The sequence below is a fragment of the Rhodococcus sp. NPDC004095 genome (assembly GCF_053604015.1).
Genome location: NZ_JBSGGS010000001.1, coordinates 119877 through 143447, shown reverse-complemented (window position 1 = coordinate 143447; position 23571 = coordinate 119877). Strand labels below are relative to the sequence as shown.

Sequence of the window (23571 nt, the reverse complement as noted above, 5' to 3'; positions counted from 1 at the left end):
GTTCACGGGTACCGAGGACTCGCAACCACGCACGAGCACGCAGGCGCCTACACGCCGATGTTGACGGCGCCGAGGTAGCCGTCCGCGGTCTTGACGACGGTCACCATGCCCGACTCGTCGAAGATGCTGTCGGTGGCGTTGGTGACGTTGTTCTCGCGGCCGGTGTGCTCGTTGTACGGGCTGGTCGCGTAGATCTCGTCGAGCAGGTCCTCCTCGAAGAACAGCTGCGTGGTCAGCACCGTCTCCTTGTTGACGTGGACCTTCATGTGGATGTGCGTGGTCCGGCTCATGTACCAGCCGGGGAAGATCGTCGTGAACGTCGCGACGCCGTTCGAATCGGTGGTCTGCGCGCCGCGCAGGTAGGTGCCGTCGTCGGTGGTGACGGCCTGGGTGTCGCCGACGGCGTAGGAGCCGTCCGCCGGTTCGCCGGAACCTTCCATGCCTCCGCCCATACCTCCGCCCATACCGCCCTCCGGTGGCGTGCCCATCGGCATCCCGCCCTGCGGGGGTGTGCCGGACGGCGGCGTGCCCATCGGCATCCCGCCCTGCGGGGGTTCGCCGGACGGCGGCGTGCCCATCGAGCCGAACCCGCCTCCGGCGGGCGGAGTCGCGCTGTTGGCGCCGAGCGAGCCCGACTCGAAGCCGGAGTACACCCCGCCCGCGTCGCAGTGCCAGATCTCGACGACGGCGTTTGCGATCCCGCCGCCGCCCTCCGGGGTGCAGGTGGCCGAATCCTGCACGCGCAGAGCCAGTTCGAATGTGGTGCCGGGTCGGTCCTCGCGGATGTCGCTGCGGATCGAGTCGACGTCGAACCAGTACGGGCCCTGCGTCTCCTCCTTGCTCGCCACGCACTGCGGGGCCTGGGCGAGCAGGGCCATCACGTCGTCGCCGGCGGCGGTCGTCCCGCTACCGGTCGTGGTCGCGGTCGCGGCGGAGGTCGTCGAGGTGTCCGACGATCCGCTGCCGGCACATGCCGCGATCAGCCCGGACAGGCCGACCGTGCCGCCGAGGGCGAGGGCCCGCCGGCGGCTGACCCGGGCGCGGCTCTGCTCGATATCCTTGTTCACGCTGAACTCCGATCGATCTCGTTGATGACTCGATCCTGACCTGTCGTGCTGCCAGGCGGCTGGGCTCATCCGGTGAGATCGCTGTGAATCGGCTCCGCGGGCAGTGCGTGAATGTCACTCCGGTGAGGGTGCAATTCACGCACGGGTGCGTCAGCGCGGCGCCGGCGTCAGCGTGATCGAGAACTGGTTCTCGAGGTTCTGCCGGAACTCGTCCTCGCACTGCTGCTGGGCGGCGCGGTTGTTGCCGGCGTCGCGCATGCAGTCGGCGAAGTCGCGGCCGCCGACCTTGTTGAAGATGCCGACGCCGACCACGACCAACACGATCGCGATGACGACGGCCAGGGCGCCGAGAATGATGCCGGCCAGCGACATCCCGCCGTTGGTGGCGCGTTGCTTCTTGAACTGCGAGCGGCCGATGAAGCCCAGGATGATCGCCAGTACACCGAGAACGATGCCGCCGACGATGGTCCAGACGCCGAGGATGGCGAGGACACCGAGGATCAACGCGGAGATGCCGGCGCCGTTGCTCCGGGCAGGCGGCTGCGCCGGGTATCCGGCCGCCGGATAGCCCCCGGTGGGGTACTGGCCCCCGGGATACTGCTGGCCGCCGGGGTATTGCTGGCCGCCGGGGTATTGCTGGCCGCCGGGGTATTGCTGGCCGCCGGGGTATTGCTGGCCGCCGGGGTATTGCTGGCCGCCGGGGTAGGGCTGACCGGGGTATTGCGGCTGGGCGCCGGGGTACTGCGGTGGCGTGGAACCGGGGGGTCCGTACTGCGGCTGCTGCCCCTCGGGTGTCCCCTCGGGCGTCTCCTCGGGATTCGGCGGCTGATTCGTCATGACACTCCTCGGCTGGCACGGCCGCCACTCGGCGTCCACCCTTCGCAGACTAACCCCGGGCCGTCCGATTCGCCGGGATCGGCGCCGGGCGCGTCAGAGCAGTTGGACGCTGGACTGCGTGCGCGTCAGGAGGACGCCGGAGGTGTCGACGAGTTCGGTGTCGATCAACGCCAGGCGTCGCCCGGCCCGCACGACCTCCGAACGGACCCGCACCGGGCCGCCGTCGAGCGCGGGGGACCGGACGAAGTCGAGGCGCAGGTCCAGGGCGCGGTAGCCCTGACCCGCCGCGGTGAGCGTCTGCGCGGCGAGGCCTGTCATCAGGTCGGACACGGAGATCAGGTTTCCGCCCTGCACGGTGCCGAGGTAGTTCGCCATCCACGGCTGCGGCGCGAACTCGCCGACAACTCGGCCGTGCTCGACGCCCGTCAACTCGACCCCGAAGAGGCCGGCCAGGGGTCCGCGCGCGATGTCGCCCGCCGCGATCGCCGAGACGACGGCGAGCCCGGTGCGGTCCGCGAACTCGGAGGGATCGGTTCCCGGTTCGGCCTCCGGCACGGGCAGCGCCGCTCCGCCGAACACGGTCTCGGCATGGGTGGCGCCGCGGCTGACGGCCACCGAGCGCGACGTCAGCACCGCGTAGGACTCCCCGTCCGGGCCGGTCAGGTCGCCCGCGGACAGGCCGATCCCGGTGTCGAGATCGAGGTGAACGGCGTGTCCGCGGGCCACGATGGCGCCGCGATCGGGCAGCGGTGCGGCCAGCGTCGCGGTGATCTGTGAGAGCACCGTCTGCGTTCCGGCCGGAACGAGGCCCCCGACGGCGCCGCCGGGCACCGAGTCGACGAGCACGCCGACCGACCCGAGGATGGTGCGGCCGCGGTGGTCGTGGAATCGGGGGCCGACCTCCTGGGTGTGCTCGGTGCGGCCGGGTGCGACGGGGCCGGGGCGGGCGCCCATCATCGCCATGAGGCGGTCGACTCGCGGGGCATCGGTGGAGGTCATGACCCTTTGTCTACCAGCGGGCAGGATCGGGGCCGTCAGTGGGCGACCAGTCCACCGTCGGCGACGACCACCTGCCCGGTGATGAAGCTGCCCGCGTCGGAGGTCAGCAGCAGCGCCGGGCCGACCATCTCGTCCGGGTCCGCGATGCGCCGCTGCAGCGAGGCCGACGCCATCGCGTCGACGAACTCCGGCGGGTTCGCCCGGACCATGTCGGTGTTCACCGAGCCCGGTGCCAGGGCATTGACCCGGATGCCGCGGCTCGCGTACTCGGCCGCCATCGACCGTGTGTACGACAGCAGGGCGGCCTTGCCCGCCGAGTACATCGCCGTCGATGGGGAGAACATGAACGCCCCCGCGGAGATCACGTTGAGCACCGCCGCGTGATCGCTCCTCTCCAGATACGGCAGCGCCGCCTGCACCAGGAACACCGGCCCGCGCAGGTTCACCTCGTACGACTTCGTCCACGCTTCGGGGGTGAACGCGCCGAGAGGTTGGGTGAGCGGGTTCGCCGCGTTGTTGACGACGATGTCGACACCTCCGAACTCGGAGACGGTGGCGTCGACCAGCGAGGTCAGGGCATCGAGGTCGCCGGTGTGGGTCGCGACGCCGATGGCCTTGCCGCCGAGCGTGTTCAGATGGTTCGCGACCGTCGTGCAGGCATCGGGTTTGCGGCTCGCGACGACGACGTTGGCGCCGGACACGGAGTAGGCCTCCGCGATCGAGAGGCCGATCCCGCGGGTGCCTCCGGTGACGATGGCGGTCCGGCCCTTCAGGTCGAAGAGCGAGTCGAGTTTGGTGCGGTTCACTTACCGGGCTCCTTCGGTGTTCCGGGTGCCGGGGGCATCCCGGCGGGTCGACCAGCGCGGCCGACGCTTCTGCATGAACGCGGTGACCGCCTCGGCGAACTCGTCGCCACCGGTCCCGGCGAGGATCTGTGTGCGGTTCTCCAACGCGATCGCCGCGTCCACGTTGGCGGCGTCCGCGTTCGCGTTCAGTACCTGCTTCGTCATGGTCAGCCCGAACGGGCTGTGCTCGCAGAGACTTTCGGCGAGGTCGAGCGCGGCGTCGAGGAGCTCGGCTTCGGGTACGACGCGGGAGACCAGGCCGATCCGCTCGGCTTCGGTGGCGTCGACTCGGCGCGCGGTCAGGATCAGCTCGGACGCTCGGGCGGATCCGACGATCCGCGGCAGGGTGTAGCTGATGCCGATGTCGCAGCCGGAGAGTCCGAGCCGGATGAACTGGGTGCCGAAGTGCGCCGTCGCGGAGGCGATCCGAAGGTCGCAGGCGGCGGCGAGTGCCATCCCTCCGCCGTACGCGGCGCCGTTGACCGCGGCGATGACCGGCTGCGGCAGTCGCTGGATCCGGGGGACGAGCGACGCGATGAACTCCTGGGTACGCATTCCCGCGGCGGGCCGGCTCAAGGTCTCCGTTCCGGGCGCGGTCGCGGGTTCGGACAGATCGAGTCCCGAGCAGAACCCGCGGCCCGCGCCGGTCAGCACGAGTACCCGGCACGCGGTGTCCGCGGCGACGTCGTCGAGCAGGGTGTGCAGGTCGGAAACGAGGGCGGGGTTCAGCGCGTTGAGGCGCTCGGGCCGATTCAACGTCGCGACGAGGATGTCGGGGGTGGGCCGGTCCAGTGCGATCGTGTGCATGTCCCTCCAGAAACTCTGCGGCGCAACCGAACAGAATTAACGTACAGCTTGTAAGGTAAATGTGTGGGCGGAAACGACGAAAAGTCCCCGGGGCGCCCCCGGGATCCGGAACGACACCGGGCCGTCCTCGACGCGACCCGGTCCCTGCTCGCCGAGGAGGGCTACGACGCACTGACGCTGGCCGCCGTCGCCCGCCGCGCCGGGGTCGGCAGGCCCCTGCTCTACCAGTGGTGGGGATCGAAGGCGGCGCTGGTGCAGGAGGCTCTGTTCGCCCGGCAGGCCAGGGGTGCGCGGCCGGACCCGTCCATGTCGTTCACGGACACCGTCACCGCCATGATCCGGGAGATGGTCGAGCACCAGTCGCGAGCCGAATATCGGCGCGGGCTACCGGGGCTCGTCGCCGACATGGTCGCCGACCCGGAACTGCAGCGCCGGGCGGACGAGGAATTCATCGCGCCGATCCGGGATCGCTACGCGGAGGTGTTCGCGCGCGGTGTCGAGGCGGGCGAGGTGCGGCCCGACGTCGACGGTGCCGCCGTCCTCGACACCCTGCGCGGCGCGGTCATGATGCACACCCTCGCCGGCCCCGCGCTCGACGGTGAGGCGCTGGTGCGACACCTTGCGGACCTGGTCCTGAACGGAGTCCGGCTGCATCGGACGTGATCCCGGTTCAGGGATTGCCCGTCACGCCCTGACGGAGCTGCGCGCTCGAGCCGGACCGGGCCAGGAGCCGCCCGTCCGGGTCGAGCAGCCGTGACTCGATCAGGACGATCCTTCGCCCGGCCCGGACGACCCGCGCCTCGATCGTGATCGACGGACCGCCGACCGCGGGAGAGCGGACGAAGTCGATGGTCAGGTCCTGCAGGTGATGCTCCTGACCGGGTGTGGTGCGGGTCTGGGCGGCCAGACCCGACGCGAGGGCCGCGGCCGCGAACAGCATTCCGCCCTGTACCGAGCCGACCTGGTTGCTCATCCACGGCTGTGGGTCCAGGCGGGCGGTGACCGTGTCGTCGCCGACGGCGTCGACGGACAGGCCGATCAGCCCGGCAAGCGGTCCGCGGGAGACCGTGCCTGCGGCGATCCCCTCCACGATTGCCCGACCTTCGATGCCTGTCAGTTCGGCGGCCGCAGTCGCCGGTTCCGGCTCGGGGAAGGTGGTGGTGGGTCCGGGAGCGAGGTGCACGTCGTCCTGGGCCGGGCGGCTGACCACGACGCTGCGGGCCAGCAGCTGGACGCAGGTGGTGCCGTCGTCGCTGGTGATGCGGCCTCCCGACAGTCCTGTTCCGGTGGCCAGGTCCAGGTGTTCGGTGCGGGCGCGCGCCGTGACGACGCCGTCGGCCGGAAGGGGTGCGGCGGTGACCGCCGTGAGCTGGGAGACCACCGTCCGGCTGCCGGTCGGCACGGACGCGAAGAACGCCCCCGCGACGGCCGAGTCCGCCAGCACCCCGACCGAGGCCAGTGTGGAGTGACCGCGGTGGTCGTGGAAGCGGTTCCCGGTCTCGCCCTCGAAGTCGGTGCCCGCAGGCGACATCGAGCGCACCCGGACCCCCATCATCGAGTTCAGGGGGTCGACGCCACGGGGCCGGGTCGCGGTTGTCGTCATGACGTCATGCGTAGCAGGCGGGGAATCGCCTGCCCCGGCCCGTCCCGGTCGACGGGATCACGGCACGGAGTCTGCACTCAGCCGCCGAGACGGGTGTGCATCTCCCAGACGAGCACCTCGGCGGGTTCGTCGGCGGCGGTGAGCCGCTGCCCGCCGGTCGCGGTGAACCGGACCGCGTCGCCCTCGGACAATCGTCCGGCGCCCTCGAGGTCCACGGCACCTTCCGCGACGAACAGGTGCAGGTACGGCGCCTCCGGCAGCGTGATGCTGTCGCCGGGGCGCATCCGGGCGACGGACAGCGCGGCGCCCGCATTGTTGATGGTGATCGCGGACTGTCCGCGATGCTTGCGCATGCCCGACGCCACCGCGACCAGGCCGCCGCCACTCAGTTCGTCCTCGATCTCGAGCTGTTCGTAGCCGGGCGTCACCCCGGCCTCGTCGGGCAGTACCCACATCTGGATGAACCGCACCGGGTCGGCATGCTCGGGGCCCGGCGACCCGGCGAGGCGCCACGAGTCGTTCTTCTCGGAGTGCAGGATCCCGGTGCCCGCGCTCATCCGCTGAGCCAGACCCGGGTAGATCACTCCGGTGTGTCCCATCGAGTCTTGGTGCACCAGCGAGCCCCGCAGCACCCACGTGACGATCTCCATGTCCCGATGCGGGTGGGTGTCGAAGCCCTGACCGGGGGAGACGATGTCGTCGTTGTTGACGAGTAGCGCGCCGTGATGGGTGTTGTCCGGATCGTAGTGCTGGCCGAACGAGAAGGAGTGCTTCGAATCGAGCCAGGCGATCCGGGTTGCGAGCCGGTCGCCGGCGCGGCGGACGTCGACGTGCGGGGTGGTCGGTGCCGTCATGCATGCCTCCTACGTGAACTTCGTCCTTCAACATAGCCAGAGGTGGTGATGTTCCCCTCTGTCGTGACCGGTCCGATGCGTGAACGTTGCCGGAATTCGGACGTTCACGGCACGGACTGGCCCGGTCCGGGTGGGTCACCCGGTGGCGGCGTGCATCTCCCAGATCAGCACCTCCGCCGCCTCGGTCGCGGTGACCCGATTTCCGCCGGAACCGGTGAGCCGCAAGGAATCACCGTGTTCGAGTGGGCCGACACCCTCGACGTCGACGGCGCCGCGAGCGACGAACAGGTGCCCGTAGGGCGCGTCGGGGATCGTCACCGACCGGCCGGTTTGCAGTCGCGCGGCGTGCAATCCGGCGTGGCGGTTGCGCAGGCCGATTGCGGCGTCGTCACGGTGGCGCGGCAACCCGGAGGCGACGACCACGAGTTTGCCGGCGTCGAGTTCGTCGTCGATCGGCAGTTCCTGGTAGCTCGGTTCGATGCCGAATTCGTCCGGAGGAATCCACATTTGCACCAGGTGAACTGGCTCGGCGGCACGCGACCCGTCGGTGCGCACGCGGTCGTTGCGCTCCGAGTGGAAGATGCCCCGACCCGCGCTCATTCGTTGCGCGAGACCGGGATACACGACACCCGAGTGGCCCTCGGAGTCCTGGTGGACCAGCGAACCGCTGAGTACCCACGTGACGATCTCGGCGTCCCGGTGCTGGTGGGTGTCGAAGCCCTCACCGATGTCGACGACGTCCTCGTTGTTCACCAGCAGCAGGCCGTGGGCGTGGGCGGCGAGGTCGAAGTTCCCCGCGAAGGGGAAGCTCTGACTCGAGTCCAGCCAACCGTAGTTCTGGTGCGCACGGTCGCGCGCACGCTGGACCACGATCCCGGTCACGTTCACTCCAATGTCTCGTGGGCGGCGGGAATCGATCCGAGCCGCCCCGCCTGGAAGTCCTCGAACGCCTGGATGACCTCGGCCTTGGTGTTCATCACGAACGGTCCTGCCATCGCGACGGGTTCCCGGATCGGCCTGCCTCCGAGGATGAACACCTCCAGGGATTCGGTGCGCGAGTCCTGGGTGTCGGCCGCCGCGATCGTGATCGTGTCGCCGCGCCCGAAGACCGTGGTCTGGCCCATGTGCACCGGCCGTCGCTCGGTGCCCACGGTGCCGTCCCCGGCGAGGACGTAGGCCAGCGCGTTGAACTCGGGGTTCCACGGCAGCGTCACGCTCGCGCCGGGGGCGATGGTCGCGTGCAGCAGGGTGATCGGGGTGTACGTGGAGCCCGGACCCCGATGGCCGTCGAGCTCACCGGCGATGACCCGGATCAGTGCGCCGCCGTCCGGGGAGGACAGCAGGGCCACCTTGTTGCCGGTGATGTCCTGGTAGCGCGGTGCGGCCATCTTGTTGTTCTTCGGCAGATTCACCCACAGCTGCACGCCGTGGAACAGGCCGCCGGTCATCACCAGTTGCTCCGGCGGGGCCTCGATGTGCAGGATGCCGCCACCGGCGGTCATCCACTGGGTGTCGCCGCCGCTGATGATGCCGCCACCGCCGTTGGAGTCCTGGTGCTCCATGGTCCCGTCGATCATGTAGGTGACCGTCTCGAACCCGCGGTGCGGGTGCCACGGGGTGCCCTTCGGCTCGCCGGGCGCGTAGTTCACCTCACCCATCTGGTCCATGTGGATGAACGGGTCGAGATACTTCAGGTCGACGCCGGCGAACGCGCGACGAACCGGGAACCCCTCGCCCTCGAAACCGCGCGGTGCGGTAGTCACCGACAGCACGGGACGCGCGTTGGCGTCGGGCGCGGTCTCGGCGATGCGGGGCAGCGCGAGGATGTTGTCGACGGTCACGGCAGGCATGGTGTGCTCCTCCGGTCATGTAGTTGATTGTTCAACTACCTCACCGTACCTCAACGCACGCGGCGGAGCGGTATTCCCGCGCCTCAGTCGGTCATGGCCGAGACGCGAGTGAGGACGTCCGGGTGCGGGAGGTGGGCGCCGCCGCCGAGGTCGAGCGTCGCGCCGGTCATCCAGTCGGCCTGCTCGGAGAGCAGGAACGCGACCGCCTGCGCGACGTCGTCCGGGTCGCCGCCGCGGCCGAGCGGAGTGTCCTCGACGAACTCCGGCGCCAGGGTCGCGCCCGCGGCCGGTGGGGTGTGCACGAAGCCGGGGGAGAGCGCGTTGACGCGGATGCGACGCGGGCCCAGTTCGAGGGCGGCCACCCGGGTGAGCCTCAGCACCCCGGCCTTGGCGGTGCAGTTCGCACCCGTCGCCGCGCCGGGCCGGTGACCGATGGGTGAGGAGATCGCCACGATCGCGCCGCCGTCCTCCATCACCTTCGCGGCCTCCCGGAGTACGAGGAACGTGCCGGTCAGGCACACGTCCAGCGTGGCCTTCCAGTCGTCGAGGGGGAGGTCGACCAGGGCGCCGGGGTGGGAGACGCCCGCGCAGTTTACCACTGCATTCACCGCGCCGTGCTCGGTGCGAACGGCGTCGAACAGCGCGCGCACGCTGCTCTCGTCGGTGACCTGGACGTGCCTGCCGCTCGCGTGCTCGCCGAGTTCGGTGGCGCACGCGAGGGCCGCATCCTCCGCGACGTCCGCGATCACGACGGTGTCGCCCTGGAAGTGCAGCAGCTGCGCAGTGGCCCACCCGATGCCCGAGGCGCCACCGACGACGACGGACACGCGAGCGGTCATGGTTGCTCCTGACGAATGAGACGTGGGTCACCCTACTAGACAGTTATTCATACAAGTGTCTAGGTGTCAACGGGGTGAGAACCGGCCTTCGTCGCCATGACGACCACCGCCGACGCCCGGCCGCCCCGGGCGCCTACGGCACCAGGACGAACTTGCCGCGGGGGTGGTGTCCCTGCAGTTCGGCGTGGGCGCGGGCGGCTTCGGCCAGGGGGAAGGTCCTGGCGACGGTCACCTCGAAATCGCCACGGCCCGCGAGGGCGATCAGTTCGATCCGTGCCTCGCGGCGGATGCGAGCGCTGTCGGGGTTGCCGCCGCCGACGGCGCGGAAGCCGTCCCGCTCTGCGCGGTCGAACGCCACGATCGTCACGATCCGGCTCCGGTCGGCGACCAGGGCGAGCGAGGCGTCGATCGCCTCGTCGGTGCCTGCGGTGTCGATCGCCGCGTCGACGCCGTCCGGTGCGAGGGCGCGGAGGCGATCGAGCAGACCGTCGCCGTACTCGACCGGGACGACGCCCTGCGCCCGCAGATGATCGTGGTGTGCCCTCCTGGCGGTGCCGATCACGGTCGCACCGCGGGCCTGGGCCAGTTGGACGACCGCGCCGCCGACGGCGCCGGCCGCGCCGTGGACCAACACGGTCTCGCCCGCGGACACCCGGGTGGTGGTCAGGGCGTCGACGGCGGTGGTTCCGCTGGAGAGCAGTGCGGCGGCCTGTTCGAACGACAGGTTCGGCGGCTTCGCGAAGGTCACGGCGGCGGGCACGGTGATCAGTTCGGTGTAGCCGCGTGCTCCTGGGTTGACGATCACCTCGTCGCCCACGGCTATCTGTCCGGTGGGGCCGACGGCGTCCGCCCCGACGGACTCCACGACACCGGACGCCTCGATTCCGGGCCGGATCGGCAGCCGGTCGGGGTCGGCACCGAATGTGCCGCTGTACGACTTGTAGTCGAAGGGGTTGACGCCGATCGCCCGAAGACGAACCCTCACCTCGCCGGGCCCGGGGTCGGGTACCGGCTCGTCGACGACAGTGAGGACCTCGGGTCCGCCGAACGCGGTGGCGACCACTGTTCTGCCCATGCCTGCCCCAACCGCGGGGGTGCGGAGCGCTATTCCCGGACGACCCCTTTCTTTGCCTTTGTACCGGGGACAAATTTGTACCGAGTGCAAATACGGACGTAGGCTCGAAGAATGACCCAGACTCACGGGCTGCGTGCGACCAAGAAGCTCGACACCTGGCACGCCCTGCGGGGAGCGGCCCTCGAGTTGGTCACGGCCCGCGGGTTCGACGCGGTCAGTGTCGAGGAGATCGCCGCTGCCGCCCGCGTCTCCAAGAGCACACTGTTCAACTACTTCGACTCCAAAGAGGCGCTGCTGCTCGACCCCGATCCGGAGGATCCGGCGCGGTGGCGTGCACTGGCGGCGGCCCGTCCGGCCGACGAGCCGCTGTGGGAGTCGCTGCGGGAGATCCTCGTCGCGGTCGCCTGCCGGGACGAGTCCAAGCTTCTGCTGCGCAAGGCGATGATGGAGCAGTGCCAGGCGATGCTCGAGCCGGCACTCGCGGCCAGCGAACCGTTCAGGGGGTTCATCCGCGAATGGGTCGGCACCCGCATCCCCGCCGAACCGTTGCTCATCGTGCTCGTGGTCAACACCGCCCTCGCGGTCGTGCACACCGCATACCGCGGCTGGCGGCCCGACGACGGGGTGCCGGCCTTCGAGGAGATGCTGCGCCGCGGGTTCGACCTCGTCGGCCACGGACTGCTCGACCTGCCGAAGGTGGGCCCGGTGTGACCGCCCTGCTGGAGCGGCTTCAGGAACTCGAACCGCTCGTCGTGTATCTCGTCGTCAGCGCATTCGTGTTCGTCGAGGACGCGCTGCTGGTCGGATTCGTGGTCCCCGGGGAGACCGCGGCCATCGTCGGCGGCGTGATCGCCAGTCAGGCCCACGTTCAACTCTGGGCGATGGTCGCGGTGGTCGTGGTGGCTGCAATTCTCGGCGACACCGTCGGCTTCGGACTCGGCAGGCGGGTCGGGCCCCGCATCCTGCGGATACCGTTCCTGGCCGGTGGCCGGCTCGACGGTGCGCAGGAGCTACTGCGCCGTCGCGGCGGCCCGGCGGTGTTCTTCGGCCGATTCGTCGCCTACCTCCGCACCGTGATGCCCGCCCTGGCGGGAATCAGCGGGATGCCCTACCGGCGATTCCTCGCCTTCAACGCGGTCGCCGCGCTGATTTTCGGGACCGGCAACGTGCTGCTCGGTTTCCTCGCCGGAAACTCTTACGAGCGAGTCGAATCCGCGCTCGGCAGCGGAACCTGGCTGCTGGTCGGGGTGGCCGCGATGGTGGCGCTCGGATGGTGGGTGCGCCGCCGTTTCAAATCCGCGTCCAGCGCACCCACGCCGGAGACTGACACCGCGCTCGCTCCGCTCCCCGGGCGCTGACCCCGGCGGATGGTCCGGGCGACGCGGTCCGGGCCAGGGAATTCTCAATCGCGTGCCAGTGCCACGCCAGGAACAGTCCGTACGGTCGGATGTATGGCCGTCTCCGCACTGTCCGAGTCCCGTCTGCGCCGCTGGTGGCCCGTCCTTGCCTTGACCGTGGGGGTGCTCGTGGTCGGCGCCGGTCTCGGTCTCGGTCTCCGGTCGCCGGCGCCGTCGTCGCAGGCGGTCGCGATCGTCAACGAGGACAACGGGTCCGCGGGCATGGGGGAGCGGGTGATCGACACCCTCGAGTCGTCCGGGGACTTCAGCTGGGAGGTGGTGGACGCCGACACCGCAGCGGCCGGGAACTACCTTGCCGCCGTCACCATTCCGGAGGACTTCTCCGACGCCGTCGTCTCGCTCGGGAGCACCACCCCGCGGCAGGCAGAACTGTCGGTGCGGCGCGGTGCCGCGGCCGACGCGGACGCCATGTCCCGGCTGACTGCGACCGTCTCCGAGGTCACCTCGGCCACCGGCATCAGGAACCTGCTGTCGGGGATGGCGTCGGCGCGCGCGCAGTTGCAGCAGGCGATGCTGCCCGCCCAACTGCTGACCACCGCGACCGCGGCCGCGGACACCCAGGCCCGGCAGATGCTCGGCGGCGTCGAGGAGATGCTGCCCTACCTGCAGACCGCGAACGACGGCGCGAACCAGCTCGTGGACGTCGCCGGTCAGGTGTCGGGGATGGTGTCGCAGGCCCGCGGGCCTGCGACCGAACTGTCCACGCGACTGACCGAACTCGGGGTGACGATCGGGGACGTGACGACCGGCGTCGGTCGCCTCGAAACGGGATTGGACGCCGTGGCATCGCGGGTCGCCGGGCTCGACGCAGACGCCGCGCACTCGCTCGAGCGCACGTCGGCCGACCTCGCCGAACTGTCCCGGCAGCTGACCGCGATCACCGGACTGCTCGGCACCGGCGTGGGACCGGACACCGACCTCGGCAGCGCGATCGGCAGCGGCTTCGGGCAGCTCGAGTCCGTGTCCGCCCAGCTCTCCGAGGCCGGAGGGCAATTGCAATCGGGGATCGGGCCGATCGCCGCGCAGGCCCCGGAACTGTTGGGCAGCACCACGGATCAGATCCTGGCCGGGGTCTCGCAGCTGAAGTCGGTGTCCACGCAGCTCGGTGAACAGCTGACGAAGGGCATCGACGCGATCCCCGCCCGCAGTGGCGTGCAGCAGGACGCGATGTCCACGACGATGGCCGCCCCCGTTGCGGTGATCGAGACCGGTGGCACCGCGGGACCGGGTCTGCTCGACACCCGAAACCTGATGGTTCTGTTCGCCGGTACGACGGTGGCGCTCGGAGCGGCCCTGGCCTGGATCGGGACACGCCGGGCGGGATACCGCCCCGCGACCGAGACCGCTGGGTCATAGTTGGGCATGGCAACCTGGCGGGCAGCACACCCGGCGACCCTGCGGGCGGTGGGTGCGGCGGCCGCGGCGGCGAGTGTGGTCCTGGTGGCGGGCTGTGCCGCGGACACCGCGACCGGTGGTACCGAGTCTCCGCCACCGGGAATCAGCACACAGGGCGTCGGCAAGGTCACCGCCGCACCCGACACCGCCACGGTGGTTCTCGGCGTGCAGACCCAGGCCGCGACCGCCGAAGCCGCCCTCGCCTCGAACGCCGAGAAGGCAACCGCGCTGATCGATTCCCTCAAGTCCAGGGGCATCGAGTCGAAGGACATTGCCACCAGCGGACTCTCGGTGCAGCCGACGTTCGCGCCTGCGTCGACCGACATCACCGGCTACCAGGTGACCAACCAGGTGACCGCCACCGTCCACGACATCGCCGGCGCAGGCGCCCTGATCGACGCGGCGGCCGCCGCGGCCGGCGACGCGGTGCGGGTACAGCAGATGACCTTCTCCATCGGCGACGACAGCGACCTCCGCGCCCAGGCCCGCGCGAAGGCCGTAGAGCAGGCCAAGGCCCAGGCCGGTCAGATCGCCGACGCCGCCGGGGTGGAACTCGGGGGCGTGCGGTCGATCAGCGAGGTCGCCGCCGCGCCACCCGGTCCGCTGCCGGGGCGGATGCAGTCCGATCAGGTCGCGTCGACGCCCGTCGAACCGGGAACACAGGAGCTGACGGTCACCGTCTCGGTGGTCTACGACATCGACTGATCGCCGGTCACGCCGGCGGCTGATCGCCGACTGCCCGGAGCGCGGCCAGACCGGCGCGGGCGAACGCGACGTCCTCGTCGGGGTCGGCGCCGCTGACCCCGATTCCGCCGACCACCACGCCGGCCAGGCGCACCGGCACCCCGCCCGCGAGGGTGGTCATCGGCTGCGCGGTCTGCCCGCCGATCAGGTCGATCAACTCCGGGTGGGCCGCCCGCAGTCCGGCGAGATCGCCGGACGCCGCCCCCATCAGCGCGGCCGTGGCGGCCTTCGCTCGTGCCACGCCCGCGGTGAACCACGGCGCGCCGTCCCCGCGAACCACGAGCACGTCGTGGCCCCGATGATCGACGACGGCGACGCTGATCCGCTTGCCGTCCTGCTGTGCCGCAGCCAGTGCCGCCTCCGCGGCCGCGCGGGCCCGGGTCGAATCCAGTTCGTTCTCCATGCGGGGGACCGTACCCGGCGGGCCGGTCCCGCGGGGTGGGACCGGGGCGCGCCGGTCCCTCGGGAGATCAGGGACGGCGGCTCTCGCGCTCGCTCAGGTCCCACTGAGCGAGACGGGATGAAAGTGCTCCCCGTCACACCGCATACGTTCGCGGCAGACCGACGGATTCGGTGTGTTCCCGCGTGCCTTCACCACGGCACGGGTGCGCCTCGCGAAGGAATGTGTATGTCACGCAGACTTGTTGTTGCCCTTGGCCTCACGGCCGCCCTGCTCGCCGGATGCGGCAGTGCCGACACCTCGCCGTCCACGGCGGCGGTGGACCCGAATGCCACGTTCCACTACGCGACGGTCTTCGGCGCCTCCTCCTTCGACCCGCACAAGACGAAGATCACGAGCGACGCGACCATGCTCAACCTGGTCTACGACCGGCTAGTGCATCGGGACACGGACGCCAATCCGGTTCCGGGACTGGCCGAGTCGTGGGAGGTCGCCGATGGCAAGTTGACGCTGCACCTGCGTGACGGCGTCACCTTCCAGGACGGCACCCCCTTCGACTCCGCGGTGGTCAAGGCGAACCTGGACCGGGCGAAGGAGCCGGACTCGGTGACCGCCGCGATGCTCACGGTGCTCACCGGCGTCGAGACACCCGACCCGCGGACCGCGGTCCTCGCACTGTCGGGGCCGGGCGCCCAGCTGGTACTCACCCTGTCCGACCTGCCCGGGATGATGGTCAACCCCAACGCTTTCGGAACCCCGGAGAAGAACGCGGCGCTGGCACTCACGCCGGCGGGCAGCGGTCGGTACACGGTGGCCCGTTCGCAGCCCGGCGCCGAGTACGAGTTCGAGGCGCGCGACGGCTACTGGGATCCCGAAGCGGTCAAGTCGAAGCGGTTCGTGTGGACCGTGATGACCGATCCGCAGACGCGGATGAACGGCGTCGCCTCCGGCGAGCTGTCGGCGTCGATCATCACGCCATTGACGATCGACGCCGCCGAGCAGCAGGGCCTGACCGTCGAGGCTCCGATCCGGATGGACCACATGGCCATCAACTTCAACCGCACTCGTGGCGAGTTCACGAAACTCGAGGTGCGCCAGGCGCTGGCGTACGCGATCGACCGTCAGGCCATCGCCGACACGGCGATGGAGGGGCACGCCGAGGCGGCGACCCAGAACTTCCCGAAGCAGTACTTCGCGTACGACTCCGGGCTCGAGGACGCCTACCCGTACGACCCGGAGAAGGCCAAGCAGCTGCTGGCCCAGGCCGGACTGCCGAACGGCTTCAGCTTCACCGCGATCCTGCTCAACCTGCCGGAGAACCAGCTCGTCGCGCAGATCGTGCAGCAGCAGCTCGCCGCGGTCGGCATCGACATGCAGCTGCGCCCACTGCCGCCGGCGGACGCCTCCCCGACCTTCAACCGCGGTGACGCCGACGCGATCGTGACCACGTTCACCGGCCGGGCCGATCCGTCGATCCTGCTCACCTCGCTGTACGGGGCCGCGTCGCCGCAGAACCCCTCGCACGCCAACGCTCCCGGCTTCCAGGAGGCGCTCGACGCCGCCAACTCGGAGTCCGACCTGACCGCGCGCGGTCAGAAGATCGGTGCGGTGTCCAGGATCGTCAGCGACAACGCCCTGGCCCTGCCGCTGGTGTTCTTCGCGCTCGGATCGACTCTCGACGACCGGGTCGTCGGCTACGAGCCGAACCTGCTCATCGACGAGTGGCGCGGTGTCGGCCTCGCCGCCGAGTAGCCCGAACCGAGACTCCCCTCCCGTCCCGACCGAAGGATGCCTGTGTTCTCACGAAAGCTGACGGCCGCGCTCGCGGTGTCCGCCGCCCTCGTTGCCGGCTGTGGTTCCACCGATTCCGGTGGTGCCACGACCGCCGACGTCGACGCGACCGCCACCCTCCGTTACGCCACCACCTACGGTGCCTCCTCCTTCGATCCGCACAAGACGAAGATCACCAGCGACTCGACCATGCTGAACCTGGTCTACGACCGCCTCGTGCACCGTGACATCGACGGCAATCCGGTACCCGGACTTGCGAAGTCGTGGGAGTTCGACGCGGGCGGAACCGCGCTGACGCTGAAGCTGCGCGAGGGTGTGACCTTCTCCGACGGCGCCGCGCTCGACGCGACCGCCGTCAAGGCGAACCTGGAACGTGCCCTGGCGCCGGACTCGATCACCGCATCCATGCTCGCCGGCATCGCCGCCGTCGACGCGCCGGACGCACAGACGGTGGTGCTGCGGCTCAGCGGCCCCGGCGCGCAGCTGGTCCTCACGCTGTCCGACCTGCCCGGAATGATGATCAGCCCGAACGCATTCGGCACACCGGAGAAGGACGCGGCCCTGGTGCTCAGCCCGGTCGGGGCCGGCCGCTACACGGTGGTCAAGGCGCAGCCCGGTGCCGAGTACCAGTACACGGCCCGGCAGGGCTACTGGGATCCGGAAGCGGTACGGGCCGCGAACTTCCAGTGGACGGTCATGACCGACCCGCAGACCCGCGTCGGCGGTGTCGCGTCCGGACAGCTCGATGCCGGCATCGCGACCCCCCAGTCCATCGACTCGGCGACCAGCCAGGGGTTGGATGCCCAGGTGCAGACGAGCCTGAACAACTACGTCCTGAACCTGAATCGGACGCGCAGCGAGTTCGGCAAGGTCGAGGTGCGCCAGGCCCTCGCACACGCCGTGGACCGGGACGCCGTCGTCGCGTCCGCGCTGGAGGGCCACGGGGAGGCGGCGAGCCAGAACTTCCCCAAGGGCTACTTCGCGCACGACGACGCGCTCGACGGCCAGTACTCCTTCGACCCTGCCAAGGCGAAGGATCTGCTGACGACGGCCGGTGTCCCTGCGGGATTCTCGTTCACCGCAGGCGTGTCGAACCTGCCGGAGAACACCATGATCGGTCAGATCATGAAGGAACAGCTCGCGAGGGTCGGCATCACGATGGAGATCCGGTCGATGACACCGACCGACCTCAACCCCGCGTTCAACCGCGGCGAACTCGACGCGATCCTGACGACGCTGGTGGGTCGTGCGGACCCCTCGCTGCTGCTGACATCGTTCTACGGTCAGAACTCGGCGCAGAACCCGTCCCACGACGACATCCCGGGATTCCGTGAGGCGATGGACGCCGCGAACCGGGCCACGGACGAGGCGCAGCGGGCCGCGCTGCTCGGTGACGTCAACGAGGTGCTCATGAACCAGGCCGCGATGCTGCCGATCGCTTTCGCACAGCTCGGGGCGATCACCTCGGACCAGGTCGTCGGATACGAACCCAACCGGGTCGTCGACGAGTGGCGCGGCGTCGGGGTTGCCGCGAACTGAACGAATCGCGCGTTCCTCGACCGGTTCGGATCGGGGTTTCCAGAACGACGGTAGGTGAATGGGGGAGAGTGACATTGTCTCGTAGGATGATTGCCGCGATCGGGCTGTCCGTTGCCCTGCTGGCAGGATGTTCGAGTTCGACGGAGACAGCGTCCTCGTCGGGTTCGGTGGAGACCGATCCGACGGCGACGTTCCGCTACGCAACGACGTACGGCACGTCCTCGTTCGATCCGCACAAGACGAAGGTCGCGCAGGACAACATCCTGCTCGCCCAGGTCTACGACCGGCTCGTGCACCGCGACGCGGACGCCAATCCCGTTCCCGGGCTGGCGGAGTCGTGGGAGTTCTCCGCGGACGGGTCGACTCTGACGTTCCACCTGCGGGACGGGGTGGTGTTCCAGGACGGGACGCCCTTCGACTCCGCCGCGGTCGAGGCCAATCTGGAACGGGCGCAGCAGCCGGACTCGATCACCACCACGATGCTGGCGCCGGTCGTCCGGATCGACACGCCCGACCGGCGGACCGTGGTGCTCGGGCTGGACGGTCCGGGTGCCCAATTGGTCCTCACACTGTCGGACCTGCCGGGAATGATGGTCAGCCCCGCCGCCTTCGGCACCCCGGAGAAGGACGCGGCGCTGGTCCTGAACCCGGTGGGCGCCGGTCGCTACACGGTGGCGCGCTCGACCCCGGGCGCGGAATACGAGTTCGCGTCCTGGGACGGTTACTGGGACCCGGAGTCGGTGAAGGCCGACACCTTCCGCTGGACCGTGATGGCCGACCCTCAGACCCGGTTGGCCGCGCTGTCGTCCGACCAGATGGACGCCGCGATCGCGACACCGCTGATCATCGACCCGGCGCAGCAGCAGGGCCTGGAGGCCGAGGTGCAGACCAGCCTCAACCACTATGTGCTGCACTTCAACCGGACGCGCAGCGAGTTCGGCAAGGTCGACGTCCGACGGGCCGTCACCCGGGCGATCGACCGCGAGGTCATCGCGCAGGCCGCGCTCGAAGGTCACGGTGAGGCCGCGAGCCAGAATTTCCCGTCCGGCTACTTCGCCTACAACGACGATCTGGCGGACCGGTACACCTACGACGAGCAGGCGGCCAGGAAGCTCCTCACCGAGGCCGGTGTGGCGAATGGCTTCACCTTCACCGCGGGTGTGATGAATCTGCCCGAGAACCAGCTGATCGCCCAGATCGTGCAGGAGCAGTTGTCGAAGGTGGGCGTTCGGATGGAGATCCGCATCATGACCCCGCAGGAGATGTCGCCGGTGTTCAACCGGGGCGAACTGGACGCCGTCCTGACCACCGTGGTCGGCCGCGCCGATCCGTCACTGTTGCTCACCACGTACTACTCGCCGACGTCACCGCAGAATCCGTCGAAGGACACGATGCCCGGGTTCCAGGAGGCTCTCGACGCCGCGAACCGTGAATCCGATCCCGCCGTCCGCGGTGAGCGGATCGCGGAGGCCTCGGCGGCCGTGATGGAGCAGGCGCCCATGGTGCCTCTGGCCTTCGCGGACCTCGGCGGCATCGTCACCGATCGCGTCGTCGGTTACCAGCCGTACCGGGCGATGGACGAATGGGGCGGCGTCGGGATCGCCGCCGCGCAGTGACCCGCCCACCGACGAGGAGGACCGTTTCGTGTTACGCCTGATCGCCAGCCGGCTGCTGGCGGTGATACCGCTGCTGCTCATCGCGACGGCGATCACCTTCAGCCTGGTCTTCCTCATCCCGGGGGACCCGGCGCACCGCATCGCCGGGGAGTCCGCGACCCCCGACCAGATCGAGATGGTCCGGCAGGAACTCGGTCTCGACCGGCCGGTGGTCGTGCAGTACGTGAACTTCCTGACGGGTCTGCTGCAGGGGGACCTCGGCACCAGCTTCACCTACAAGGCGCCGGTGCTGGACATGATCGTCGACCGGATCCCGGTGACCCTGTCGCTGGCCATCGTCTCGGTGGTGATCGCGCTGCTGATCGGGATTCCCGCCGGCATCGTCGGCGGTAGCCGGCCCGGCAGCTGGCAGGACCGGGTCAGCAGCATCGGGTCGACGCTCGGGGTCGCCACCCCGAACTTCGTTCTCGCGCTTCTCCTGGTGATGCTGTTCGCGATGAATCTGAAGATGCTGCCCGCCACCGGGTACGCACCCCTGAACAAGGGACTGTGGCCGTGGCTGTCGCATCTGCTGCTGCCCGCGATCGCACTCGGTGTCGCGGCCGCCGCGGAGATCGCCCGCCAGCTGCGCAGCTCGATGATCGACGTGATGCAGCAGGACTACGTCCGCACCGCGACCGCGAAGGGGCTGCCCCGTCGCACGGTCCTGGTCAAGCACGCGCTGAAGAACGCCTTCATCCCGACGGCCACCGTCCTGGGCATGCAGATCGCCTTCCTGCTCGGCGGCACCGCCGTCATCGAGTCGGTGTTCGGGCTCAAGGGTCTCGGCGACTTCGCGGTTCAGTCGGTGCTGTCCGGAGACCTGCCCGCGATCCAGGGGGTGGTGATCTTCGGTGTGCTCGCCACCGTCGTCATGAGCCTGATCGTCGACATCTCGTACGGCTACCTCAACCCGAAGACCAGGAGGGCGGCATGACCGCACTGGACGAATCCTCGTCGGTCTCTGCGGAATCCGTCGCCGACAGCGTGGAGTCGCCGCGCCGGCGGTTCCTGCGCCGGTTCCGTGGCCGCCGCGCGGCACTGGTGTCGGCGGTGTTCCTGATCGTCATCACCGTCGTCGGTCTGCTCGCCCCGCTCATCGCACCGCACGACCCGCTCGTCCAGGACCTGACGGCGCGTCGGTTGCCGCCGCTGAGCGACGGCTACCTGCTCGGCACCGACAACCTCGGCCGGGACACGCTGTCCCGGTTGATGTACGGGATGCGGGTCGCGGTGTCCGCGGCCGCGATCTCGGTCTCGGTCGGACTGGTGATCGGCGTGGTTCCCGCACTGGTCGCAGGCTTCCTCGGAAAGCGCTGGGACGCGGTGATCTCGCGTGTCGCGGATGCCTTCCTCAGCTTTCCGCCGCTGCTGCTCGCGATGGCGATCGTCGGCGTCATGGGACCGAACCTGACCAACGCCATGATCGCGATCGGCATCGTCTTCGCGCCCCGGTTCTACCGGGTGGTCCGTGGTGCGGTGATCTCGGTGCGCGAGGACACGTTCATCGAGGCGTCCCGCAGTATCGGCACGCCCACCGGCCGGATCATCCGCAAGCACATTCTGCCGCACATCTTCTCGCCGCTGATCGTTCAGATCAGCCTGGCGTGCGGATTCGCGATGCTGTCGGAGTCGTCGCTGAGCTTCCTCGGCCTCGGCGTGCAGCCTCCGAACCCGAGCTGGGGCCGGATGCTCGCCGAGGGGCGGGAGGCGTGGAACTACACGCCGTGGCCGGTGCTGATCCCGGCGATCGCGATCATCCTGGCCGTGCTGGCGTGCAACACCCTCGGCGACGGCATCCGCGATTCAGTCGGGCGAGAGAACAGGAGCGAGCGATGAGCGGGACCCCGTTGCTGTCCGTCGAGGGGCTCGGCGTCGAGTTCCTCACCCACGGAGGGTGGACGCCGGTGCTGCAGGACGTCACCTTCGACGTCCGGGCCGGTGACCTCGTCGGCCTGGTCGGCGAGTCCGGGTCCGGGAAGAGCGTCACCTGTTCGACCGTGTTGCGGCTGCTGCCGCAGCGGCAGTCGCGGATCACCGGTGGCCGCATCCTGTTCCAGGGCAAGGATCTGCTCGCGGCGTCGGAACGCGAACTGGGGTCGGTGCGCGGCAACGACATCGCCATGATCTTCCAGGAGCCGATGACGAGTCTGAACCCGGTGTTCACCGTGGGCGACCAGATCGCCGAGGTGGTCCGACGGCACCGCGGCGTCGGTCGCAAGGCGGCGCTCGCCCGTGCCACCGAGGTGCTCGACCTGGTTGGCATCCCCAACGCGGCCCGGCGGGTGAAGGAGTACCCGCACGAGTTCTCCGGTGGCATGCGCCAGCGGGTGATGATCGCGATGGCCCTCGCGTGCGAACCGAAACTGCTGATCGCCGACGAGCCGACGACCGCGCTGGACGTGACCATCCAGGCGCAGGTGCTCGACTTGATCCGCGACATGGCAGCGCAATTCGACATGGGAGTGCTGTTCGTGACCCACGACCTCGGTGTCGTCGCGGACCTGTGCACCGAAGTGGTGGTGATGTACGCGGGACAGGTCGTGGAGCGGGCGCACACCGCGGAGCTGTACGACGCGCCCCGTCACCCGTACACGGAGGGCCTGCTCAAGTCGGTGCCGTCGATCGACGGCCGCGCCGAGTTGCACACGATTCCCGGCTCCCCGCCTGTCCCGGGCACGATCACCAGCGGGTGCCGGTTCGCGCCGCGCTGCGAGTACCGGCAGCCGGTGTGTGAGGGCAACGTTTCCCTCACCGATCTCGCTGGTGGGCAACGACTGTCGCGCTGTGCGAGGGTTGAGGAACTGATCCTGGAGGGATGCTCATGACCGTCGACGTCCAGTCGCGCGAGGAGGCCCCGCTGCTCAGTGTGCGGGGGCTCAACGTGGAGTTTCGCAGCGGGTCGGCTCTTTTCGGTGGCAAGCGCACGGTGCGGGCGGTCAACGACGTCAGCTTCGACATCCGCGCGGGCGAAACGTTCGCGCTGGTGGGGGAGTCCGGGTCCGGGAAGTCGACCACCGCGCGCGGCATCCTGCGATTGGTGGACGTCGCCGCGGGCACCGTCACGCTCGACGGAGTCGACGTGACCTCGTTGTCCCGCAACGACCTTCGTGCTGCCCGCCGGAACATGCAGATGGTGTTCCAGGATCCGTACTCGTCGCTGGACGCGGCGCGCACGGTCGGCGACGCGATCGCCGAGCCGCTCGAGGTGCACACCGAACTCGACGCCGACGCCCGTCGGCGACGGGTCGGGGACCTGCTCGAACAGGTGGGCCTGCGTCGCGAGCACGCGCAGCGGTACCCGTACGAGTTCTCCGGCGGCCAGCGTCAGCGGATCGCGATCGCCCGCGCCATCGCCGTCGAACCGAAACTGATCGTCGCCGACGAGGCCGTCAGCGCACTCGACGTCTCCACCCAGAACCAGGTCATCGCGCTGCTCGAACGGCTGTCCCGGGAGCTGGGCATCGCGTACCTGTTCATCGCCCACGACCTGGCGGTGGTGCGGCACATCGCCCAGACGACGGCGGTGATGTACCTCGGCAAGATCGTCGAGTGGGGGCCGTCGGAGCGGTTGTTCGCCGAACCCGCGCACCCCTACACCAAGGCCCTACTGTCCGCGGTGCCCGTCCCGAACCCGCGCCGGCAACGCGACCGCGACCGGATCCGGCTCACCGGCGAGCTGCCCGACCCGGCGAACCCGCCGTCGGGATGCGCGTTCAGCACCCGCTGCCCACTGGTGACCGACCGCTGCCGCACCGAGGTCCCCGCGGTCACCGATGTCCCCGGCGGCGGTCAGGTGGCGTGCCACCTCGCGTAGCCGCGGCCGCGCGGGCCCGGGTCGAATCCAGTTCGT

Annotated in this window: 24 protein-coding genes; 12 read left to right on the top strand and 12 right to left on the bottom strand. The window is 69.8% G+C overall.

Going from position 1 to position 23571, the window contains the following annotated elements; translation table 11 throughout:
* Positions 1-47: 47 nt before the first annotated feature.
* The 5 genes from ACWEPG_RS00620 to ACWEPG_RS00600 form a co-directional block, all read right to left on the bottom strand.
* Positions 48-1067, bottom strand: coding sequence for a protocatechuate dioxygenase (locus tag ACWEPG_RS00620; RefSeq protein WP_452593619.1), 1020 nt, complete (start codon positions 1065-1067; stop codon positions 48-50).
* A gap of 150 nt (positions 1068-1217) precedes the next feature.
* Positions 1218-1904 (bottom strand): DUF4190 domain-containing protein, encoded by a 687-nt coding sequence (locus tag ACWEPG_RS00615; protein WP_452593618.1) that lies wholly within the window; start codon positions 1902-1904, stop codon positions 1218-1220.
* A gap of 93 nt (positions 1905-1997) precedes the next feature.
* Positions 1998-2903 (bottom strand): PaaI family thioesterase, encoded by a 906-nt coding sequence (locus ACWEPG_RS00610; RefSeq protein WP_450111935.1) that lies wholly within the window; start codon positions 2901-2903, stop codon positions 1998-2000.
* Positions 2904-2938: 35 nt separating this feature from the next.
* Entirely contained in the window at positions 2939-3709 is a 771-nt protein-coding gene (locus tag ACWEPG_RS00605) for an SDR family NAD(P)-dependent oxidoreductase (RefSeq protein ID WP_450133413.1), read from the bottom strand.
* Complete coding sequence (locus ACWEPG_RS00600) at positions 3710-4555, bottom strand: enoyl-CoA hydratase/isomerase family protein (protein ID WP_452593617.1); 846 nt, start codon at positions 4553-4555, stop codon at positions 3710-3712.
* Between the two features lie 63 nt (positions 4556-4618).
* Here ACWEPG_RS00600 and ACWEPG_RS00595 point away from each other — a divergent pair, with 63 nt between their 5' ends.
* Positions 4619-5218: a TetR/AcrR family transcriptional regulator gene (locus ACWEPG_RS00595; protein WP_452593616.1), complete on the top strand. Its 600-nt coding sequence runs from the start codon at positions 4619-4621 to the stop codon at positions 5216-5218.
* Positions 5219-5225: 7 nt separating this feature from the next.
* On the opposite strand, the gene ACWEPG_RS00590 is transcribed toward ACWEPG_RS00595, so the two are convergent.
* The 6 genes from ACWEPG_RS00590 to ACWEPG_RS00565 all read right to left on the bottom strand — a co-directional run bounded on the left by ACWEPG_RS00590 (position 5226) and on the right by ACWEPG_RS00565 (position 10776).
* Positions 5226-6158, bottom strand: a complete 933-nt coding sequence (locus ACWEPG_RS00590; RefSeq protein WP_450133410.1) for a hotdog fold thioesterase — start codon at positions 6156-6158, stop codon at positions 5226-5228.
* Positions 6159-6235: 77 nt separating this feature from the next.
* Entirely contained in the window at positions 6236-7012 is a 777-nt protein-coding gene (locus ACWEPG_RS00585) for a pirin family protein (RefSeq protein ID WP_450111940.1), read from the bottom strand.
* Between the two features lie 135 nt (positions 7013-7147).
* Complete coding sequence (locus ACWEPG_RS00580) at positions 7148-7894, bottom strand: pirin family protein (RefSeq protein ID WP_450111941.1); 747 nt, start codon at positions 7892-7894, stop codon at positions 7148-7150.
* Between the two features lie 2 nt (positions 7895-7896).
* A complete protein-coding gene (locus ACWEPG_RS00575) occupies positions 7897-8862 on the bottom strand; it encodes a pirin family protein (protein WP_450111942.1) in 966 nt (321 codons plus the stop codon).
* 83 nt (positions 8863-8945) lie between these two features.
* Positions 8946-9701 (bottom strand): SDR family NAD(P)-dependent oxidoreductase, encoded by a 756-nt coding sequence (locus ACWEPG_RS00570; RefSeq protein ID WP_452593615.1) that lies wholly within the window; start codon positions 9699-9701, stop codon positions 8946-8948.
* Positions 9702-9834: 133 nt separating this feature from the next.
* Positions 9835-10776 carry an NADP-dependent oxidoreductase gene (locus tag ACWEPG_RS00565; RefSeq protein ID WP_450111944.1) on the bottom strand — a complete coding sequence of 314 codons (942 nt, stop codon included), beginning with the start codon at positions 10774-10776 and terminating at the stop codon, positions 9835-9837.
* 111 nt (positions 10777-10887) lie between these two features.
* Between ACWEPG_RS00565 and ACWEPG_RS00560 the strand changes: the two genes are divergently transcribed.
* The 4 genes from ACWEPG_RS00560 (at position 10888) to ACWEPG_RS00545 (ending at position 14294) form a co-directional block, all read left to right on the top strand.
* The gene (locus ACWEPG_RS00560) at positions 10888-11487 is read left to right on the top strand and encodes a TetR/AcrR family transcriptional regulator (RefSeq protein WP_450111945.1); all 600 of its coding nucleotides are present in this window, start codon (positions 10888-10890) and stop codon (positions 11485-11487) included.
* Entirely contained in the window at positions 11484-12134 is a 651-nt protein-coding gene (locus tag ACWEPG_RS00555) for a DedA family protein (RefSeq protein WP_450111946.1), read from the top strand. Before ACWEPG_RS00560 ends, ACWEPG_RS00555 begins: the two co-directional genes overlap by 4 nt.
* A 93-nt stretch (positions 12135-12227) precedes the next feature.
* A complete protein-coding gene (locus tag ACWEPG_RS00550; RefSeq protein ID WP_452593614.1) occupies positions 12228-13550 on the top strand; it encodes a YhgE/Pip domain-containing protein in 1323 nt (440 codons plus the stop codon).
* A 6-nt stretch (positions 13551-13556) separates the two neighbouring features.
* Entirely contained in the window at positions 13557-14294 is a 738-nt protein-coding gene (locus tag ACWEPG_RS00545) for an SIMPL domain-containing protein (RefSeq protein ID WP_450111948.1), read from the top strand.
* Positions 14295-14301: 7 nt separating this feature from the next.
* On the opposite strand, the gene ACWEPG_RS00540 is transcribed toward ACWEPG_RS00545, so the two are convergent.
* Positions 14302-14736, bottom strand: coding sequence for a heme-binding protein (locus ACWEPG_RS00540; protein WP_450111949.1), 435 nt, complete (start codon positions 14734-14736; stop codon positions 14302-14304).
* A 225-nt stretch (positions 14737-14961) separates the two neighbouring features.
* Here ACWEPG_RS00540 and ACWEPG_RS00535 point away from each other — a divergent pair, with 225 nt between their 5' ends.
* The 7 genes from ACWEPG_RS00535 (at position 14962) to ACWEPG_RS00505 (ending at position 23535) form a co-directional block, all read left to right on the top strand.
* Positions 14962-16485: an ABC transporter substrate-binding protein gene (locus tag ACWEPG_RS00535; RefSeq protein WP_450111950.1), complete on the top strand. Its 1524-nt coding sequence runs from the start codon at positions 14962-14964 to the stop codon at positions 16483-16485.
* Between the two features lie 36 nt (positions 16486-16521).
* A complete protein-coding gene (locus ACWEPG_RS00530) occupies positions 16522-18063 on the top strand; it encodes an ABC transporter substrate-binding protein (protein WP_450111951.1) in 1542 nt (513 codons plus the stop codon).
* Between the two features lie 86 nt (positions 18064-18149).
* Complete coding sequence (locus tag ACWEPG_RS00525) at positions 18150-19679, top strand: ABC transporter substrate-binding protein (RefSeq protein WP_450111952.1); 1530 nt, start codon at positions 18150-18152, stop codon at positions 19677-19679.
* A gap of 28 nt (positions 19680-19707) precedes the next feature.
* Positions 19708-20655 carry an ABC transporter permease gene (locus tag ACWEPG_RS00520; RefSeq protein ID WP_450111953.1) on the top strand — a complete coding sequence of 316 codons (948 nt, stop codon included), beginning with the start codon at positions 19708-19710 and terminating at the stop codon, positions 20653-20655.
* Positions 20652-21557 (top strand): ABC transporter permease, encoded by a 906-nt coding sequence (locus tag ACWEPG_RS00515; RefSeq protein ID WP_450111954.1) that lies wholly within the window; start codon positions 20652-20654, stop codon positions 21555-21557. Before ACWEPG_RS00520 ends, ACWEPG_RS00515 begins: the two co-directional genes overlap by 4 nt.
* Positions 21554-22546, top strand: coding sequence for an ABC transporter ATP-binding protein (locus ACWEPG_RS00510; protein ID WP_450111955.1), 993 nt, complete (start codon positions 21554-21556; stop codon positions 22544-22546). The genes ACWEPG_RS00515 and ACWEPG_RS00510 overlap by 4 nt, the downstream gene beginning before the upstream one ends.
* Positions 22543-23535 carry an ABC transporter ATP-binding protein gene (locus ACWEPG_RS00505; RefSeq protein ID WP_452593613.1) on the top strand — a complete coding sequence of 331 codons (993 nt, stop codon included), beginning with the start codon at positions 22543-22545 and terminating at the stop codon, positions 23533-23535. Before ACWEPG_RS00510 ends, ACWEPG_RS00505 begins: the two co-directional genes overlap by 4 nt.
* Positions 23536-23571 lie beyond the last annotated feature (36 nt).